Genomic DNA, 16,267 nt, shown 5'->3' on the forward strand with positions numbered 1-16,267 from the left:
GTGGGCGAAGCGATTTGGAAAATTGTGAGCTTTGAAAAGAGATGGATTGTGTGAGCGACAGATACAAAAAGGGCCCGGTGTATCCGGGCCTCATTCTTGTTGTGCCAAGGCTGACTTTGGCTATTTTTTATAGAGCAAGCGCTCGAGAATTATAGCTCTTCAGCAAATTCTGATAAGTAAGCTGCAACACCTTTTGGAGATGCATCCATACCTGCTTTACCCGCTTCCCATTGTGCTGGGCAAACTTCACCGTGTGTTTGGTGGAAATTAAGTGCATCAACCATACGAAGCATTTCGTCGATGTTACGGCCTAGTGGTAGGTCGTTAACAACTTGGTGGCGAACCAAACCATCTTCATCAATCAGGAATGAGCCGCGGAATGCAACGCCTGCTTCTGGATGCTCAACATCGTATGCTTTACAGATTTCGTGTTTCACGTCAGCAACCAGTGGATATTTCACTTGGCCGATGCCGCCATTCTCAACTGCAGTGTTACGCCATGCGTTATGAGAGAATTGAGAATCGATTGATACACCGATGACTTCTACGCCCTTCGCTTTGAAATCTTCGTAACGCTTGTCAAAAGCGATCAGTTCAGATGGGCATACAAAGGTGAAATCAAGTGGGTAGAAAAAGACAACGGCTTTTTTACCTTTGGTGAACTCTGCAAAATTGAAGTTATCAACGATTTCACCATTACCTAGTACAGCTGCTGCAGTAAAATCAGGGGCTTGACGACCTACGAGTACCATAACTTGACTCCTAAATTTGTTAGATTGCACCTTCTTTGGTGCGGTTCATATTTCAACGCGGTTCATAGTAGAGAATAGAATAAATAGAAAAAAGCGAATAAATTAGATTAGACCAATCGAAAAAAGTCATAATAGGGTAATCAAACACACTTCAGAGGAATCAATCAGTAATGAATAAGTGGCCCTCACTCAAGCAGCTCCATTATCTTGTGACGTTATCAGAAACCCAGCACTTTGGTGATGCGGCGCAGCGCTGTTTTGTCAGTCAGTCAACCTTGAGTAAAGGGATTCAAAACCTAGAAGAGCAGCTTGATTGCCAGTTGGTTGAGCGTGAGGGAAAAGGGTTTGTGTTTACCTCAATCGGTGAGCAGGTAGTCCATCGAGGTCGCGAGCTGTTGGCTCGAAGCCAAGACTTAATGGAGTTTGCCGGCGGTAGCGGCGATCCCATGCAAGGGCAGTTGCGTATTGGCTGTATTCCAACCATTGCCCCGTTTTTACTATGCGATTTGGTGCAGCAGCTGAATTTAAGCTATCCGCAGTTAGACGTGTTGCTGCGTGAAGATACCACCACCAATTTATTAGCTGCTCTTCGCAGTGGCCAAATGGATGTCTTGATTCTGGCACTGCCTGTCGATATCGGCGGTATGCATAGCCGTGTGGTGGGCGAAGATCCCTTTAAAATGATTATCAGCTCGCAGCAAGCAAAACAGTTTCGTGTTCCTATTCGTTACGATGATTTGCCTGATGAGTCGGTCTTTTTGTTAGAGCGCGAACATTGCTTAACCGATCACGCGGTATCGGCCTGCCGATTGACCAGTAAAGAGAAGATTAACCCTTTTTCCGCCACCAGTTTGCATACCTTGGTGCAGATGGTTGCCAATGGGTTAGGCACAACCTTTATTCCACAAATGGCCATCGACCACGGTATTTTGGATAACCAAAATTTGATGGTGATCGATCCGCCTGGTGAAGCGGCCTATCGGAAAATTGGCTTAGTCTGGCGCCCTACATCTAGCCGCCAGCAGGCCTTTGAGCTGCTGGCTGATGTCGTGGCGGAGCTGCTCTAATCATTCCCTATGTTGATAAATCAGCAGAAAAAGCGCGCTATTCGCGCTTTTTTATCCTGCTTTAGTCGTCATCATTTAGTAATCGTCTTCTAAGGTAAGTGGCTCAACCTCTTCCTGTAGCTCTAATAGATTAATGGCGATGGCGACAAAGTCGCTGTCGGTAATAATCCCAACTAATTTCTTGTGCTGAATGACGGGTAGACAGCCGATTTTATGCTTTTGCATATATTTTGCGGCTTCTTTAAGCCCTGCGCGCGGAGAAACAGTGAGCAGTTGTCGATCATTGACGGCTTCAAGCGCTTGGGTGTTGAGTCGGTTTTGATCCAATGAATGTTCAAGTGATGAATGCTGAGCTGAAAGCACATCACGCTGAGTGACCAGGCCAAGTAACTGATTGTCGCGATCAACAATGGGTAAATGGCGGATATCAAGCTGCTGCATCACTTCAAGGGCGCGAGCAAGGGTGTCATGCTCACCGAGCGTGTGTGGGCGAGGGGTCATCATATCTGCAACACAAAACATGGCAGCCTCCTTTGATGAGAAGAGTGGTTGCCCGGTGGCAAGACCACCCAAATGAATGTGCGCTATTGATAAGCAACTTCACTGTAGCGAATTTTTAGGCACCGCGACGCGTTTTAACTCACGTTTTCATCTCATCTGAGAAAGCATCTGCGCAAAGGGTGAATCGCTTCACCCTTCAGCTTTTGGCTAGCTGCTTACCTGTGCGAACTATGAGCATAATGGCGGGATGGTTGTAGATTTCTTTTGTCTTTTAGCAAGATCTCAGAAACAAAAAAGTCGCCGTGAGGCGACTATTTAATGACGTTAACGATTAGTATTCAGAATTTAACTCAATGACATTAATCGCAGAAGTGATGCCGATAAGATGCAGGCCTCTAGCTTCATCAGCTTGTTTTTCTTTTGCAACAGTTGGCGCGATTATTAATTCACCATCAGGTTCCGCCATACATTTATCGGTAGGGGCTGCTTTGTAATATTGGACAGTTACACCACCAGTGTATTTCTTTTCTTTGCGTTTTAATGCGCAGAATTCACCGCCACCTTTGTTTACAGGCTCCCACCAGATCTCAGCTATTTTATTTTTAGATGCCAAGTATTGTTTGATGTCATTGGCGGCTGGATAACGCCAAAGTGGTGTGGTTGGCATTAGTGAGTGCTCACCAAAAAACCATTGATATTGTTCAGTCGGTGTAAATGATGGGCCGTCATAGTCAAAAATAATGCGTGTAGGTGAGGGGCTTGTTTGAGTGGTGTTGGTGCAATTACCACCAAAACAATTAAATTCAACGAAGTCATCCGTTCGCTTTGGCTTACCACTGATTGCTTCTGTTTGTATTGAGTAGGCTACGCCACATCGGAAATGAATGGCTCGCTTGTCAGCAGTCTTTTGATAGTAGTAATAGCCAATTTTTGTCGCCGAATTAGAGTCAGGTCTCTGCCATAAAATTGGATATTCAACACCATTATCGGTCACAGAAGTGCAAGGATCTTTCTTATCCTCATCTCCACCGCAACCAGTGAGGGCTAGGGCAGATAGGGCGATAAGTACTAATTTATTCATATATAACTCCCTGTAGAATGCAACGATCATTGCACAGCAAATTAATCATTTAAAGGTGTTTAACGAGAGAACCGAGTGACTCAGTTCTAAGTTATTTATGAATATTACGGTACAGGGTGTTGTATGTGTTGTTTTTCGTAGAATAAATTATGCATACATATTCTGTATAGAAAATGTCAGGTATCTTATCGGTTACATTTTTTTACAATGAGGATCATAGGTGGGGCATATGACCTTGACTTGGTCTTGATTTCATTTGGTGAGGTGGATATAAGCAACTCAGTGAAGGTGGAGTGACTATGAAAAAAACGAAACAGGTACTGCTATATGCCTTGCTTAGTTCATTTGCATTCGGCGTAAATGCAGCTGAGGCTTCTTTTCCCGATGATGGATTAATTATGCCAGCCATTGTTGGAGGTATAGATGCAACGATAAATGAACTTCCATGGCAGGCTTATATTGCCGTTGATCATGGTGCTGATAGATATTCAAGTTGTGGTGGTACAGTCATCGCTGATACTTGGATTCTTACGGCGGCACATTGCCTAAAAAAAACTGATGGTAGCGATGTATCTGCCGCCGATATAAGTGTTTATGTCGGTTTAGCAAATATCGCAAGGGTTCGTTGGGGTATTGGCCCTGATGCTAAAGGAGCAAATTACCGCGCTGTTGATCAAGTATTCACCCATCCACAATATGTGCACTCAAGACAGCCTATTTATAATGATATTGCCCTCATCAAATTAAAATCGAGCATTACTGGTACTGCGGCACAACCAATAAAGATGATTGACCAGAGTGATCTTTCATCTTTTAACGGGGACTATGGTCGCGAAAATAATTTGGTCACAAGTGGCTGGGGATATATTGACACAACAGGTCAATCTCATACGGACTCATTACAGCGTGCGCCTTTAAAGTCAGTAACTGATCAACTTTGTTCAATGAGTGCAGGTCTTCAGACGATACAGATGCCATCAGTGCTTTGTGCGGTTGGTGAGTTGCCAACAACACCTGGTATTTGCCAAGGTGATTCTGGTGGTCCTTTGATCTGGCAAAATGGCGATGTTTCTTCTGAAAACGATAAGGGATACCGGATTGTTGGGGTTACGAGCTATACGACTTCTGAATATGGGTCGCCAGTAAAATGTGGTAATTCGAGTCCTGATGGTTTTGCCGAAGTAGCTGAATTTAATCAGGTCGGCGCATTTATTATTGATACAATTTCGAGTGTTGATGGAAATACTAACGCACTGACAATTTCACCAACATTCACGGTCGATATTTTTGATGGCGCGGGCGATGGTGGCGGTGGTGTTATAAAACCAGACCCAAATCCAGACCATACCTACGGCGGTAATGCATCAAGCTTTGGCATTTTCGGTCTACTTGGCTTACTTGCTCTCTTTGGTTTGCGTCGATATCGCTATTAATGAGGTATCGATATTTGAAAAAGGCTGCTTTGACAGCCTTTTTTCGTTTTGTCGCGATCGCTGCTCAGATTGACACCTTTGTACACGCAAATCCGCTTGCACCTCGATGCGCAGGTCAATAGACTACCCGCCTTGAGCAAAAAGGTGACCATATGCAAGTTTCTGATTTTCATTTTGACCTACCCGATGCGCTGATTGCGCGCTATCCCCAGCCTGATCGCAGCGCTAGCCGTTTATTGCAATTAGAAGGCAATGGTGGTGCGCTGACTGATCGTCAATTTAAAGATGTGGTGGATTTAATCCAGCCAGGCGATCTCGTGGTATTTAACAATACCCGTGTGATCCCAGCGCGCATGTATGGTCAAAAAGCGTCAGGCGGAAAATTAGAAGTTTTGGTTGAGCGCGTGCTTGATGAGCATTCTGTTTTAGCACATGTACGCTCTTCTAAATCGCCGAAACCTGGTACCCAACTTTTGCTTGGTGTGGATCATGGTTTGGCTGTCGAAGCTGAAATGGTCGCACGCCATGATGCGCTTTTTGAGATTCGCTTTGCTGGCGAACAAACCGTGCTGCAAATTCTTGAGCAAATTGGCCATATGCCATTACCGCCTTATATTGACCGCCCTGATGAAGATAGTGATAAAGAACGCTATCAGACCGTATACAATGAAAAACCTGGGGCTGTCGCTGCGCCAACGGCGGGTTTGCATTTTGATGATGCGATTTTGGCCCAGCTAAAAGCCAAAGGTGTTGAATTTGCTTTTGTCACTTTGCATGTGGGCGCTGGCACCTTCCAGCCCGTGCGCGTCGATAATATCCTTGATCACCATATGCACTCTGAATATGTCGAAGTGACGCAAGCCGTAGTCGATGCGATTGCAGCAGCGCGTGCCCGTGGTGGGCGAGTGATTGCCGTGGGGACGACCTCAGTGCGTTCTCTAGAAAGTGCTGCGCAAGCTGCTAAAAAGAATGGCACAGCATTTGCGCCTTTCTTCGGTGATACCGAAATCTTTATCTATCCCGGTTATGAATTTTTGCAAGTGGACGCTTTGGTGACTAACTTCCATTTGCCTGAGTCGACGTTGATTATGCTCGTGAGTGCCTTTGCTGGCTTTGACCATACCATGGCCGCATACCAGCACGCTGTCGCTCATCAATATCGCTTCTTTAGTTATGGTGATGCGATGTTTATCACTAAACAAAGCAAATAAAGTAAGTAAGCAAAAGCAGTCGATTTAAAATTTTATGCGTTTTTTAAAACGTGAAAGCGTCCTTTGCTACGCTGATGTCAATGACGCTGGTGTGAATGACATCCTCTCATAACATCAAAGCAAAGAGTGGTAACTGGGCGGTGATTCAGCGCAGTTGCAGGATAGCTGCGTCAGACTGTTTCTCTGGCGCTTGGAGGTAAGAGTGAAATACGAACTAATTAAAACTGATGGCCGCGCGCGTCGTGGTCGTTTGCACTTTGATCGCGGCGTGGTGGAAACACCAGCCTTTATGCCAGTGGGCACTTATGGCACCGTAAAAGGGATGACCCCTGAAGAGGTGAAAGACACTGGCGCGCAAATTCTGCTAGGGAACACCTTCCACCTATGGCTTCGTCCTGGTCAAGAAGTGATGAAGTTGCATGGCGATCTGCATGATTTTATGAACTGGCAGGGTCCAATTCTTACCGACTCTGGTGGTTTCCAAGTATTTAGTCTCGGTGATATTCGTAAAATCACCGAAGAGGGCGTGCATTTTCGTAACCCTGTGAACGGCGATAAAATCTTTATGGATGCAGAAAAATCCATGGAGATTCAATACGATCTTGGCTCAGACATCGTGATGATTTTTGATGAATGTACGCCATATCCAGCGACCTATGATGAAGCAAAAGCGTCGATGGAGATGTCTTTACGCTGGGCGAAACGCAGCCGCGTTCATTTTGATAAATTAGGCAACAAAAATGCGCTGTTCGGTATCGTTCAAGGTAGCGTGTTTGAAGATCTGCGTGATGTGTCTGTCGAAGGCTTGACTGAAATTGGCTTTGATGGCTATGCCGTAGGTGGTCTTGCTGTGGGTGAGCCAAAGGAAGATATGCACCGTATTTTGGCGCATACTTGTCCAAAATTGCCAGAAGACAAACCACGCTACTTGATGGGTGTGGGTAAGCCTGAAGATCTCGTTGAAGGCGTACGTCGTGGTATCGACATGTTTGATTGTGTGATGCCGACCCGCAATGCGCGTAATGGACACTTGTTTGTTACCGACGGTGTGGTAAAAATCCGCAACGCGAAACATAAAACCGACACCGGCCCACTGGATCCTGAGTGCGATTGCTACACCTGTAAAAACTACAGTAAGTCCTATCTGCATCACCTCGATCGCTGTAATGAAATTCTTGGTGCTCGTTTGAATACCATTCATAACCTGCGCTACTACCAACGTTTGATGGCTGGTTTACGCCAAGCATTGGATGAAGGTACATTAGAAGCCTTTGTCGCGGACTTTTACGCGCGTCGCGGACGCGAAGTACCGCCCGTTGAAGAATCTAACTAAAAAAACTGAGGACATTGATTCATGAGTCTTATTTCTACAGCCCACGCAGCAGGTGAAGCCGGCGCACAACAAGGTGGCGGTTTCTCTCTTATTTTTATGCTGGTGATGTTCGCGGCGATCTTCTACTTTATGATTTTCCGTCCGCAAAACAAACGTGTGAAAGAGCACCGCAACCTGATGTCATCCATGGGCAAAGGTGACGAAGTTCTGACCAATGGTGGTTTGGTGGGTAAAATCACTAAAATCTCTGAAGAGTCTGACTTTATCGTGATCGCGCTAAACGACAGCAACCAAGTAACTATCAAAAAAGATTTCGTGACTGCGGTACTACCGAAAGGAACAATTCAGTCGCTTTAATTTGCAACAGCCCTCTAACACAAAAGGATTGTAACCGTGTTAAATCGCTATCCTTTGTGGAAGTACTTGATGGTCGCCTTTGCGCTAATTATTGGCGGCCTTTACGCTCTTCCCAATTTATACGGTGAAGATCCAGCGGTTCAAATCTCCGGAGCGCGCGGCGCTCCGGCTGATTTAGCAACCATGGATACCGTTGAAAAGCTCCTTGAGCAAAATCAAATTACCCCCAAAGGCGTCTCGCTTGAAAACGGCACGGTACTCGTCCGTTTAAACAATCTAGAACAGCAAAGCTTAGCGCGTGAAGCCCTTTTAAAAGGCTTGGATCGTGATCGCTTTGTCGTCGCCTTAAACCTTGCACCTGCAACGCCTGCATGGCTGCAAAGTATTGGTGCCAACCCAATGAAATTGGGCTTGGATCTTCGTGGTGGTGTGCATTTCTTGATGGAAGTGGACATGGATGCTGCGCTCAAGCGCCTGCTCACCCAGCAAGAAGATGGTTTCCGTAGCGAGCTTCGTGAAGCGAAAATTCGCTACCGTAGCATTGATGTGAATGCGCAAAATATCGTGATTCGTCTTCGCTCTGAAGCGGATATCGATAAAGCCTATGATCTGCTACGTGAAAAAACACAAGATATGCAATTTGCTGTTAATCGTAGTGCGATGAGCATTACAGCCAACTACAGCGAAGCTTATCTGCAGCAAATGGCGAATGATGCTGTTGAGCAAAATATTCAAATTTTGCGCAGCCGTGTGAACGAATTGGGTGTTGCCGAGCCAGTTGTGGTTCGTCAAGGCGCAAACCGTATCGTAGTACAGCTTCCGGGTGTTCAAGACACTGCGCGTGCAAAAGAGATTTTGGGCGCAACAGCCACACTTGAATTTCGTGAAGTGAACACCAACGCTGACCTAAACGCCGCCGCGCGAGGTCGTGTGCCTGCTGACAGCGAGCTATTTAAAGATCGCAATGGCCAGCCAGTGGTGTTGTACAAGCGTGTTATTTTGACTGGTACGCATATTTCAGGCGCATCTTCGGGTGTTGATCAGCAAACCGGCATGCCACAGGTGAATATTCAGCTTGATGGCGAGGGTGGGGCGAAAATGAAAGCCTTTACTCGTAATGCCGTGGGCAAATTGATGGCTACCGTGTTTGCAGAGTACAAAGACAATGGTAAGCGCGATCCTGACGGTAAAGTCATTCTTGAAAAACATGAAGAAGTGATTAACCAAGCCACCATTCAGGCGGTATTGGGCAGTAGCTTCCGTATCACAGGGATCGACAGCGCCGCTGAAGCGCATAACCTTGCGTTATTGCTTCGTGCTGGTGCTTTGATTGCGCCGATTACCATCGTAGAAGAGCGCACCATTGGTCCATCAATGGGCCAGCAAAACATCGATATGGGTATTCAAGCCTGTGTTTGGGGCATGATTGCGGTCATGGTCTTTACCCTGCTTTACTACCGTGGTTTCGGTTTGGTGGCTTGTTTCGCTTTGGGTATGAACTTGGTTCTAATTATCGGCATTATGTCGATGATTCCAGGTGCGACCATGACGCTACCAGGTATCGCCGGTATTGTACTGACGGTGGGGATGGCGGTGGATGCCAACGTGTTGATCTTCGAGCGTATACGTGAAGAGCTTCGCGAAGGGCGTAATCCACAGCAAGCGATTAATGAAGGTTATAGCAATGCCTTTAGTACCATTGCCGATGCCAACATCACGACATTTATGACCGCGTTGATTCTTTTTGCCGTGGGTACAGGTGCAATTAAAGGCTTTGCCGTGACATTGATGATTGGTATTGCCACCTCGATGTTTACTGCGATTGTCGGCACACGTGCCATCGTTAACCTTGTGGTTGGCGGTAAGCGCATTAAGAAACTGTATATCTAAGGGGTATTGTGATGTTTCAATTTTTAAAACCGTCTCAAACCCTTAACTTTATGCGCTGGTCAAAGTTGACCGTGGGTATCTCGATTCTAGCGATTGCAGCATCGATCTTCTCACTATCGACTAAGTGGCTGAACTGGGGTTTAGATTTTACCGGTGGTACGCTGATTGAGGTTCATTTCTCTCAGCCTGCGCCTTTGGATCAGGTTCGTGACGATTTGGCGGCGAACGGTTATGCCGACGCCATCGTTCAAAACTTTGGTTCCTTACAAGATGTGATGGTGCGTTTACGTCCACGCGGTGATGTTGATAACAAAGCCTTGGGTGATTCGGTGATGGCCATTTTGACCAAAATCGATGCCAATGTGCAGATGAAGCGTTTGGAAAACGTGAGTGCGAGTGTGGGTTCAGAGCTTGCAGAGGCTGGCGGTCTTGCGATTATCGCCGCGCTTCTTTGTATTCTGGCTTATATCTCATTGCGCTTTGAATGGCGTCTGGCTGCGGGTGCCGTTGCATCTTTGGTGCACGACATCATTATCACGGTTGGTGTGTTCTCCTTCCTTCAGATTGAAGTGGATTTGACCATCGTGGCAGCATTATTGACCGTGGTTGGTTACTCACTTAACGATACCATCGTGGTGTTTGACCGTATTCGCGAAAACTTCCGTAAGATGCGTCGTAGTGATCCTGTGGAAGTGGTCAATAGTGCGATTACACAAACCTTGAGTCGTACCTTGATTTCATCAGCAACAACTTTGTTTGTGGTGATTGCGCTGTTCCTTAAAGGCGGCACCATGATCCATGGTTTTGCATTGGCACTACTACTGGGTATTAGTGTGGGTACTTACTCTTCAATCTATGTGGCTTCGGCGCTAGCATTGAAACTGGGGATTACCCGTGAGCACTTGATGCCACCACAAGTAGAAAAAGAAGGTGCAGATTTTGATGCGATGCCTTAACCACAGGCTAGTTCATTGATTATATGCAGATAAAAGCGCAGCATTGGCTGCGCTTTTTTGTTGTCATCCCTAAACCACCGCCTATGGCGGTGGTGATTGTCCCTTAGGGCTATTGCCCGTAGAAGTGCCCATGCTAGAAGAAAAGCTCTTATTCACCATAAGTAAGAGGTTTCAATTAACATGGGCGATTACAGAAGTTCATCACATGTGTACTGGCGTTGTAAATATCATATCGTATGGACACCAAAGTACCGTTTTAAGATTTTGAAGGGCAATGTAGGTAAGGAGCTTTATAGGTCGATTTACATTCTTTGCAACATGAAAGATTGCGAAGTTTTAGAGCTAAATGTGCAAGAGGACCACGTGCATTTAGTCGCAATCGTCCCACCGAAAGTATCCATATCGACGTTAATGGGCATCCTGAAGGGAAGAAGTGCAATTAGGCTTTTCAATAAATTTCCCCATATAAGGAAAAAGCTCTGGGGTAATCATTTTTGGTTCAGAGGTTACTTCGTAGATACGGTAGGTGTGAACGAAGAAATAATCAGACGGTATGTGAGGCATCAAGATAAGAAAGAGCTGGAGTATGAGAAACAGCTTGAGTTGTTGAGAGATTAGCAGCGAGATCGCCCCCTTCTAGGGGGCTGATAGTAAAACCGCCTTCTAAGAAGGCGGTTTTTTATTTCTAAATTTGAGCCTGTCAGAGCGCGAAGCTGCAAATTTTGGTCATAAAAAAACGCAGGACAAGTCCTGCGTTTTTTAAATATGGGGAGCGATTATTTCATCATCGCTTCATTGCCGTTGGCACGAATGTGGCCAAGCAATGCTTTAACAACGCGTGGGCTTGCTGCAACAATGTTGCCACTTGCCATTTGGTTGTTACCGCCAGCGAAATCAGTACAGATTGCGCCTGCTTCTTTGGCGATCAATTCACCAGCTGCCATGTCCCATGGTTTCAAGCCAAGCTCAAAGAAACCATCAACACGACCCGCAGCTAGGTAGCAAAGATCAAGAGCAGCACTACCGCTACGACGGAAGTCCGCACATTCAGTAAATAGGCTACCTACGATTTTAATGTAGCTTTCTGCGTGTTGTTTCGCGCGGAATGGGAAACCAGTCGCAAGGATTGTACCCTGTAGATCGCGAGGTTGTGTTGCACGAATACGTTGAGAGTTCAATTGCGCACCGCCACCACGAGTTGCAGTGAATACTTCGTTACGAATTGGATCGTAAACCACAGCGATTTCAGTGCGACCTTTGATACGTAGGGCGATAGACACGGCGTAATGAGGTAGGCCGTTCATAAAGTTGCGAGTACCATCCAGTGGGTCGATGATCCATTGATAGTCTTTATCGCTACCCGTTTTATTGCCAGACTCTTCGGCAATAATGCAGTGATTTGGGTAAGAGTGCAGCAAGGTTTCGATAATGATTTCTTCTGCTTGCTTATCAACATTAGTCACAAAATCATTGCTGCCTTTAGAGGTCGAATCAATGTTATCTGGGTTCTCTGCTGATTTGGCGATAAAGTTGCCTGCCTTTCGCGCAGCACGAATGGCAATGTTAAGCATTGGATGCATAGATATTTCCCAACGGATGTTAAAGAACGGAAAGCGGGCGGCAGTATACACATCGCCTTGGTAAAAGGGAAGTGGTTATTTTTTGTGCATGGCAAGCAAAGATACACATGGAAACTGTGATCAAAGGGGAAATGGCAAAAAGGGTATGATAAAATTCGCGCCCATCTTATTTAAGAAGCACTCATCACTATGTTGAATAATGTCAAAATCGTACTCATCGGCACTTCCCATTCAGGCAATATTGGATCGGCTGCGCGAGCGATGAAAGTGATGGGGCTAAGCCGTCTTGTATTGGTTGCACCTGAGTGCGAAATTGATGGTAAAGCCGTTGCTATGGCTGCCGGTGCCAGCGATATTATGAATCGTGCCCAAGTGGTGAATACTCTTGAAGAGGCGATTGCTGATTGCACTTTGGTGGTTGGCTCCAGTGCGCGTCCGCGTCATTTAGAGTGGCCGCAACTTGAGACCCGTGAATTTGGCCAAAAAATGGTAGCCGAAGGCCAGCATAGTAAAGTAGCTATTGTCTTTGGGCGTGAGCGCACCGGGCTTACCAATGATGAGCTGCAAACCTGCCATTTTCACGTCAATATTCCAGCCAATGCAGAGTACAGCTCATTGAATCTTGCCATGGCAGTGCAAACCTTGAGTTATGAAGTGCGTATGGCTTGGCTTGAAAGCCAAACGCAAGCCATCAGTGAGGCTGAGCAAGATTATCCATTGGCTGAAGATCTTGAACGTTTCTACATCCATTTAGAGCGCGCGCTGACCTCCTCGAATTTTATTATTAAGGCGCATCCAGGCGCGGTGATGAATAAGCTGCGTCGCCTATTTAACCGTGCCCGTCCTGAGCAGCAAGAACTCAATATTTTACGCGGTATGCTCACTGCATTTGAGCGTGAAATGGCGCAAAGTAAAGCGGTGGAAACGACCGAAAATACAGATAAAAAATAACCCTGAACTTTAGTCAGGTAAATACTTGACCGAAATAGTCAGGTATGAGAAGCTTGCCCTATAACAACGACACAAGGGTGAGAGCGATGAAGTTAACATCAAAAGGAAGATACGCAGTGACTGCCATGCTCGACGTGGCGCTGCATTCACAGCAAAATCCTGTGCCACTTGCAGATATTTCAGAGCGTCAAGGTATCTCTTTATCTTACCTTGAGCAGCTTTTTTCTAAGCTGCGTAAAGCGGGCTTGGTTGCCAGTGTCCGTGGTCCTGGTGGTGGTTATAAACTGGGAGACGATCCGCATCAGATCGCTGTTGGTATGGTAATTGCCGCAGTGGATGAATCAGTCGACGCAACCAAATGCCATGGTAAAGGTGATTGCCAAGGTGGTACCCGCTGCCTGACACATGCCCTATGGCGTGATTTAAGTGCTCGTATTAGTGGTTTTTTAAATAACATCACTTTGGGCGAGCTGATGAAAGACAATGAAATTCAGGCGGTTGCAGATCGCCAAGACGCAACGATTAGCCCAGCGCTGTCAGTTGCGTCAGCACATAATAAAGTGGCCACTGCGCAAGACGCGGTTCGACCATAAACACACTAGTGATGTGGTGAATATCGGAGAAAAAAATGAAGTTGCCGATCTATTTCGACTATTCAGCGACCTGTCCAGTGGACCCACGCGTCGCGCAAAAAATGGCAGAGTGCCTAACCATGGATGGCTGCTTTGGTAACCCCGCTTCTCGCTCGCACCGTTTTGGTTGGCAAGCAGAAGAGAAGGTTGACTTGGCTCGTGAGCACATTGCAGATCTGATCAATGCCGATCCACGTGAGATCGTCTTTACATCAGGCGCAACTGAATCCGATAACCTTGCAATCAAAGGTGCCGCCAATTTTTACAGTAAAAAAGGCAAGCATGTCATCACTGTAAAAACAGAGCACAAAGCTGTGCTTGATACCTGTCGCCAGCTTGAACGCGAAGGTTTTGAATTGACTTATCTTGAGCCAGAAACTTCTGGTTTGATTGATTTAGCAAAGCTTGAAGCAGCGATGCGTGATGAGACTGTGTTGGTGAGCGTGATGCACGTCAACAACGAAATCGGTGTGATTCAAGATATCGACGCGATTGGCGAGCTTTGCCGCAGTCGTAAAATCATTTTCCATGTGGATGCTGCGCAATCAGCGGGTAAAGTGGAAATTGATGTGCAGCGCACGAAAGTGGATCTGATTTCGCTATCAGCGCATAAAATGTATGGCCCTAAAGGGATTGGTGCATTGTATGTGCGTCGTAAACCACGCATTCGCTTAGAAGCGCAAATGCATGGTGGCGGCCATGAGCGTGGTATGCGTTCAGGGACTTTGCCAACTCACCAAATCGTGGGTATGGGTGAAGCTGCACGAATTGCGAAAGCGCAATTGCAGCAGGATTATGATCATGCGCTTGCGCTGCGTAATCGTTTCTTGGCTGGCGTTGAAAATATGGAACAAGTATTTATCAACGGTTCGCTAGAGCAGCGTGTTCCTCATAACTTGAATGTGAGCTTTGCCTTTGTTGAGGGTGAATCTCTATTGATGGCATTGAAAGATCTTGCGGTATCTTCAGGTTCGGCCTGTACCTCAGCAAGTCTTGAGCCATCTTATGTATTGCGTGCGCTTGGCTTGAATGACGAACTTGCGCATAGTTCACTTCGTTTCTCTTTCGGTCGTTTTACCACTGAAGAGGAAGTTGATTTTGCAGTGCAGGCGATCCACGACGCAGTGGAGAAGCTACGTGAAATGTCGCCACTTTGGGAGATGTTCCAAGAGGGTGTAGATCTCAACACCGTCGAGTGGGCACATCATTAATCGTCGTCAATTGAAGTGAGGAAAAGACTATGGCTTACAGTGATAAAGTGATTGATCACTACGAAAACCCACGCAATGTTGGCGCGTTCGATAAGAATGACCCAAATGTGGGGAGCGGTATGGTGGGTGCACCAGCTTGTGGTGATGTGATGAAGCTCCAAATCAAGGTGAATGACCAAGGCATCATCGAAGACGCCAAATTCAAAACCTATGGTTGTGGCTCGGCGATCGCCTCAAGCTCTTTGGTGACTGAGTGGGTGAAAGGTAAATCTTTGGATGAAGCCGCAAGCATCAAAAACTCAGCAATTGCTGAAGAGCTTGCACTACCACCAGTGAAAGTGCACTGCTCAATCTTGGCGGAAGATGCAATTAAAGCCGCCGTTAGTGATTATAAAAAGAAACATCAAGCATAATTTAGCAAAAAGGTAGTACAGCAATGGCCATCACCATGACTGAAGTTGCAGCGCAACGCGTGCAAGCATTTCTAACCAACCGCGGCAAAGGCATTGGCCTTCGTCTTGGCGTGAAAACCTCCGGTTGCTCCGGTATGGCCTATGTACTCGAGTTTGTTGATGAGCTAAATGAAGATGACCAAGTTTTTGAAATGCATGGCGTGAAAGTGATCGTGGATGCCAAAAGCTTGGTTTATCTTGATGGCACAGAATTAGACTTTGCCAAAGAAGGCCTGAATGAAGGTTTTCAATTCAATAACCCGAATGTTTCAAGTGAATGTGGCTGCGGCGAAAGCTTTCACGTTTAATTGAATCGAGGGACATCGATGAACTACTTTGAGCTATTTGGCTTACCAACCCAGTTTGTTTTGGATTCTGAGCAGTTGTCGCGCACATATCGACAGCTGCAAAAGAAATTTCATCCAGATAATTTTGCGACTGCATCAGAGCGCGATAAGCGTATGGCGGTGGACCAAGCGGCCACCATCAATGATGCTTATTTCGTATTGCGTGCCAATCTTTCTCGCGCCATTTACTTGCTTGAGCTGCAGGGATTGGATATCAAAAATGAACAAAAAACCATGCAAGATATGGCATTTTTGATGACTCAGATGGAGCTTCGCGAAACCCTTGAGTCCATTCCCCAGTCCGCCGATCCAATGAGTGAGTTGATGGCGCTTCAGCAAGAAGTGGCACAAATTAATCACACACTTAGTGATGAGCTTCGCGATACTTTGGCGAATGCACTGTGGGATGAAGCTGCTGACGCAGTTCGTAAACTTCAATTTATTGCCAAACTGGAACAACAAATTGAGCAGCAAGAAGACGCGCTGTTCTAATTTTCGTTAATTGTAGCCCAG

18 protein-coding genes are annotated in these 16,267 nt (G+C 46.2%); 14 read left to right on the top strand and 4 right to left on the bottom strand.

The features are described 5' to 3' along the window. Positions 1-149: 149 nt before the first annotated feature. Positions 150-752 carry a peroxiredoxin C gene (locus L9P36_RS03340; RefSeq protein ID WP_237464908.1) on the bottom strand — a complete coding sequence of 201 codons (603 nt, stop codon included), beginning with the start codon at positions 750-752 and terminating at the stop codon, positions 150-152. Positions 753-922: 170 nt separating this feature from the next. Here L9P36_RS03340 and L9P36_RS03345 point away from each other — a divergent pair, with 170 nt between their 5' ends. Continuing rightward, complete coding sequence (locus L9P36_RS03345; protein WP_237464910.1) at positions 923-1,819, top strand: hydrogen peroxide-inducible genes activator; 897 nt, start codon at positions 923-925, stop codon at positions 1,817-1,819. 75 nt (positions 1,820-1,894) lie between these two features. On the opposite strand, the gene L9P36_RS03350 is transcribed toward L9P36_RS03345, so the two are convergent. Both L9P36_RS03350 and L9P36_RS03355 read right to left on the bottom strand, forming a co-directional pair. Continuing rightward, complete coding sequence (locus tag L9P36_RS03350; protein ID WP_237464912.1) at positions 1,895-2,341, bottom strand: CBS domain-containing protein; 447 nt, start codon at positions 2,339-2,341, stop codon at positions 1,895-1,897. A gap of 310 nt (positions 2,342-2,651) precedes the next feature. Next, the gene (locus L9P36_RS03355; protein WP_237464913.1) at positions 2,652-3,401 is read right to left on the bottom strand and encodes a hypothetical protein; all 750 of its coding nucleotides are present in this window, start codon (positions 3,399-3,401) and stop codon (positions 2,652-2,654) included. A 299-nt stretch (positions 3,402-3,700) separates the two neighbouring features. Here L9P36_RS03355 and L9P36_RS03360 point away from each other — a divergent pair, with 299 nt between their 5' ends. The 7 genes from L9P36_RS03360 to tnpA all read left to right on the top strand — a co-directional run bounded on the left by L9P36_RS03360 (position 3,701) and on the right by tnpA (position 11,199). Beyond that, entirely contained in the window at positions 3,701-4,834 is a 1,134-nt protein-coding gene (locus tag L9P36_RS03360) for a S1 family peptidase (protein ID WP_237464915.1), read from the top strand. Positions 4,835-4,986: 152 nt separating this feature from the next. Further along, positions 4,987-6,045: a tRNA preQ1(34) S-adenosylmethionine ribosyltransferase-isomerase QueA gene (gene queA / locus L9P36_RS03365; protein WP_237464918.1), complete on the top strand. Its 1,059-nt coding sequence runs from the start codon at positions 4,987-4,989 to the stop codon at positions 6,043-6,045. Positions 6,046-6,247: 202 nt separating this feature from the next. After that, positions 6,248-7,378 (top strand): tRNA guanosine(34) transglycosylase Tgt, encoded by a 1,131-nt coding sequence (gene tgt, locus L9P36_RS03370; RefSeq protein ID WP_237464920.1) that lies wholly within the window; start codon positions 6,248-6,250, stop codon positions 7,376-7,378. Positions 7,379-7,399: 21 nt separating this feature from the next. Continuing rightward, positions 7,400-7,735 (top strand): preprotein translocase subunit YajC, encoded by a 336-nt coding sequence (yajC, locus tag L9P36_RS03375; protein ID WP_237464922.1) that lies wholly within the window; start codon positions 7,400-7,402, stop codon positions 7,733-7,735. Positions 7,736-7,771: 36 nt separating this feature from the next. Further along, positions 7,772-9,625: a protein translocase subunit SecD gene (gene secD / locus L9P36_RS03380; protein ID WP_237464924.1), complete on the top strand. Its 1,854-nt coding sequence runs from the start codon at positions 7,772-7,774 to the stop codon at positions 9,623-9,625. Between the two features lie 11 nt (positions 9,626-9,636). Beyond that, complete coding sequence (secF, locus tag L9P36_RS03385; protein ID WP_237464926.1) at positions 9,637-10,581, top strand: protein translocase subunit SecF; 945 nt, start codon at positions 9,637-9,639, stop codon at positions 10,579-10,581. Positions 10,582-10,761: 180 nt separating this feature from the next. Further along, positions 10,762-11,199: an IS200/IS605 family transposase gene (tnpA, locus tag L9P36_RS03390; RefSeq protein ID WP_237464928.1), complete on the top strand. Its 438-nt coding sequence runs from the start codon at positions 10,762-10,764 to the stop codon at positions 11,197-11,199. A 158-nt stretch (positions 11,200-11,357) separates the two neighbouring features. Here tnpA and suhB read toward each other — a convergent pair whose 3' ends face one another. Then, on the bottom strand, positions 11,358-12,161 hold the full coding sequence (gene suhB / locus L9P36_RS03395; protein WP_237464929.1) for an inositol-1-monophosphatase: 804 nt from the start codon (positions 12,159-12,161) through the stop codon (positions 11,358-11,360). A 189-nt stretch (positions 12,162-12,350) separates the two neighbouring features. Here suhB and trmJ point away from each other — a divergent pair, with 189 nt between their 5' ends. The 6 genes from trmJ to hscB all read left to right on the top strand — a co-directional run bounded on the left by trmJ (position 12,351) and on the right by hscB (position 16,246). Continuing rightward, complete coding sequence (gene trmJ, locus L9P36_RS03400) at positions 12,351-13,112, top strand: tRNA (cytosine(32)/uridine(32)-2'-O)-methyltransferase TrmJ (protein ID WP_237464931.1); 762 nt, start codon at positions 12,351-12,353, stop codon at positions 13,110-13,112. Between the two features lie 86 nt (positions 13,113-13,198). Then, positions 13,199-13,705, top strand: a complete 507-nt coding sequence (gene iscR, locus L9P36_RS03405) for a Fe-S cluster assembly transcriptional regulator IscR (RefSeq protein WP_237464933.1) — start codon at positions 13,199-13,201, stop codon at positions 13,703-13,705. Positions 13,706-13,740: 35 nt separating this feature from the next. Then, a complete protein-coding gene (locus L9P36_RS03410) occupies positions 13,741-14,955 on the top strand; it encodes an IscS subfamily cysteine desulfurase (protein ID WP_237464935.1) in 1,215 nt (404 codons plus the stop codon). A 29-nt stretch (positions 14,956-14,984) separates the two neighbouring features. Then, entirely contained in the window at positions 14,985-15,368 is a 384-nt protein-coding gene (iscU, locus tag L9P36_RS03415; protein WP_237464936.1) for a Fe-S cluster assembly scaffold IscU, read from the top strand. A 23-nt stretch (positions 15,369-15,391) separates the two neighbouring features. Further along, positions 15,392-15,715, top strand: a complete 324-nt coding sequence (gene iscA / locus L9P36_RS03420; RefSeq protein WP_237464938.1) for an iron-sulfur cluster assembly protein IscA — start codon at positions 15,392-15,394, stop codon at positions 15,713-15,715. An 18-nt stretch (positions 15,716-15,733) separates the two neighbouring features. Then, positions 15,734-16,246 carry a co-chaperone HscB gene (gene hscB / locus L9P36_RS03425; RefSeq protein ID WP_237464940.1) on the top strand — a complete coding sequence of 171 codons (513 nt, stop codon included), beginning with the start codon at positions 15,734-15,736 and terminating at the stop codon, positions 16,244-16,246. Positions 16,247-16,267 lie beyond the last annotated feature (21 nt).

The organism is Vibrio stylophorae, from assembly GCF_921293875.1.
In the GTDB taxonomy this organism is placed as follows: domain Bacteria; phylum Pseudomonadota; class Gammaproteobacteria; order Enterobacterales; family Vibrionaceae; genus Vibrio_A; species Vibrio_A stylophorae.

Coding starts and splice junctions, on each gene's coding strand:
- L9P36_RS03340 (WP_237464908.1), bottom strand. CDS start 752: ATGGTACTCGTAGGTCGTCAAGCCCCTGATTTTACTGCAGCAGCTGTA.
- L9P36_RS03345 (WP_237464910.1), top strand. CDS start 923: ATGAATAAGTGGCCCTCACTCAAGCAGCTCCATTATCTTGTGACGTTA.
- L9P36_RS03350 (WP_237464912.1), bottom strand. CDS start 2,341: ATGTTTTGTGTTGCAGATATGATGACCCCTCGCCCACACACGCTCGGT.
- L9P36_RS03355 (WP_237464913.1), bottom strand. CDS start 3,401: ATGAATAAATTAGTACTTATCGCCCTATCTGCCCTAGCCCTCACTGGT.
- L9P36_RS03360 (WP_237464915.1), top strand. CDS start 3,701: ATGAAAAAAACGAAACAGGTACTGCTATATGCCTTGCTTAGTTCATTT.
- queA (WP_237464918.1), top strand. CDS start 4,987: ATGCAAGTTTCTGATTTTCATTTTGACCTACCCGATGCGCTGATTGCG.
- yajC (WP_237464922.1), top strand. CDS start 7,400: ATGAGTCTTATTTCTACAGCCCACGCAGCAGGTGAAGCCGGCGCACAA.
- secF (WP_237464926.1), top strand. CDS start 9,637: ATGTTTCAATTTTTAAAACCGTCTCAAACCCTTAACTTTATGCGCTGG.
- tnpA (WP_237464928.1), top strand. CDS start 10,762: ATGGGCGATTACAGAAGTTCATCACATGTGTACTGGCGTTGTAAATAT.
- suhB (WP_237464929.1), bottom strand. CDS start 12,161: ATGCATCCAATGCTTAACATTGCCATTCGTGCTGCGCGAAAGGCAGGC.
- trmJ (WP_237464931.1), top strand. CDS start 12,351: ATGTTGAATAATGTCAAAATCGTACTCATCGGCACTTCCCATTCAGGC.
- iscR (WP_237464933.1), top strand. CDS start 13,199: ATGAAGTTAACATCAAAAGGAAGATACGCAGTGACTGCCATGCTCGAC.
- L9P36_RS03410 (WP_237464935.1), top strand. CDS start 13,741: ATGAAGTTGCCGATCTATTTCGACTATTCAGCGACCTGTCCAGTGGAC.
- iscU (WP_237464936.1), top strand. CDS start 14,985: ATGGCTTACAGTGATAAAGTGATTGATCACTACGAAAACCCACGCAAT.
- iscA (WP_237464938.1), top strand. CDS start 15,392: ATGGCCATCACCATGACTGAAGTTGCAGCGCAACGCGTGCAAGCATTT.
- hscB (WP_237464940.1), top strand. CDS start 15,734: ATGAACTACTTTGAGCTATTTGGCTTACCAACCCAGTTTGTTTTGGAT.